This is a genomic window from Luteibacter sp. P4_E6, assembly GCF_056401535.1.
The window spans coordinates 1-1,752 of sequence record NZ_JBFUJE010000692.1 but is presented as its reverse complement, the minus strand read 5'-3'; the positions used below and the strand labels follow the sequence as shown (position 1 = coordinate 1,752).

The following is a 1,752-nucleotide window of genomic DNA, read 5'->3' as shown; positions in this document are numbered from 1 at the left end:
GCCGTCCCCACCGAGTGCAGGGTCGAGCTGCCCCATCTTGTCCAGACGCACCATCATTGCGCCCTGGACGAGGCCATCGCGCCGCGCCGCGCCGACGAGGACGAGGCCGCCGTCTTCCAGGGGAATCATGTCGACATCGAGCAACTGGTAACCATTGAACTCGAGCGGCAGAACGCCCAGGTCGGCAAATGAGGCATCGATCATGACGCGATCGGTCAATCGCATAACGGTTCGAATACCGTCGTAGCCCGTCCTGTAGCGGGCCAACATGCGGTTATCGGGCAGTAACTTGAGGTTGATGAAAGAGATTCCGTTTCTCTCCGGGTCGATCTGAAAGCCGTTGTTGCCGAATGCCTGGTCGATTTGCCCATCGGGAGTTAGCTTGGCCATGCCAAGGTTTTGGGTGAACTTTCCGCAACCCAGCGCGACGAAGATTGAGCCGTCAGGCCGCACAAGCATGTCCCAGAGGTCTGCGGCGTCATAGCCTTGGGGGAAGGGCACGACGGCCTTGCCTTTTTCGCCGAAAGCAGGGTCCAGGTCGGCGTCGCTCCGGCCGCCGGTGGCGGCATCTTGGCGTGATGTCATGGGTTCCATCCTCAGTGATCGCGTTGTTCCTCTGCTGTGCGAAACGTTGGCGCGATTCTCGTGGCGATGCGATCAGCCTAAGGTCGTAGTCCCACAACGGAAAAAGCCGCCGGATCACCCCGGCGGCTTTCTCGGTGCCTATTACGCGTAGCGATTACTGCCCGCGCATACGACCCTGGAAGCGCGGCGCGCCGTTGCCCATGTGCGGCAGGCGGATCTTGCCGATCGCGCTGATACGCTCTTCCGCCATGCGATCCGCGGCCTTGTAGGTCGGGATGTTGTCGCGGGCGGAGATCTCGAAGATGCGACCGACGTTGTAGTAGATCGTGCGCATCATGCGCATGGCGCGCTCGCGGTTGTAGCCGTCGATTTCCAGCGAGACGTTCATCACGCCGCCGGCGTTGACGGCATAGTCCGGTGCGTAGATCACGCCGCGGCGGGCGAGTTCGTCGCCGATCGCGTCGGTGGCCAGCTGGTTGTTGGCCGCACCGCAGATGATCTTCGCCTTGATGCGATCGATGGTCTGCTCGTTGATCGTGCCGCCCAGGGCGCAGGGGCTGTAGACGTCGGCATCGACGTCGTAGATTTCGTCGAGGCCGACGGCTTCGCAGCCGAGTTCGTCGACGCAGCGCTGGACAGCGTCCTTGTTGATGTCGGTGACGAACACCTTGGCGCCCTGCTCGCGAAGTAGCTTGATGAACTCGCTGCCCACGTGGCCGCAGCCCTGCACGGCGTAGCTGTACTTGCCCACGTCTTCGTTGCCGTACTTGGTCTGCAGCGCGGCCATCAGACCCTGCAGCGTACCGAACGCGGTGAACGGCGAGGGATCGCCCGAACCGCCGTGGACCTGGTGCACGCCGGTGACGTACTCGGTTTCACGGTAGACGTATTCCATGTCGTTGACGTCGATACCGACGTCTTCAGCCGTGATGTAACGGCCGTTGAGCGAATTGACGAAACGGCCGAAGGCGCGGAACAGCGCTTCGGACTTGTCCTTGGAGGGATCGCCGATGATCACGGCCTTGCCGCCACCCAGGTTCAGGCCGGCCACCGCATTCTTGTAGGTCATGCCGCGCGACAGGCGGAGCACGTCGTTGACCGCATCCTGCTCGGTCTTGTACGGCCACATGCGCAGGCCGCCAAGCGACGGGCCGAGCACCGTATTGT

General features: G+C 62.5%; 2 protein-coding genes. Both read right to left on the bottom strand.

All coding sequences use genetic code 11. The features are described 5' to 3' along the window. The coding region (locus AC1DT2_RS22470; protein WP_477298847.1) for a hypothetical protein at positions 1-594 on the bottom strand (594 nt) is incomplete at its 3' end. Positions 595-739: 145 nt separating this feature from the next. Beyond that, the coding region (locus AC1DT2_RS22465; protein WP_477298845.1) for a Glu/Leu/Phe/Val dehydrogenase dimerization domain-containing protein at positions 740-1,752 on the bottom strand (1,013 nt) is incomplete at its 5' end.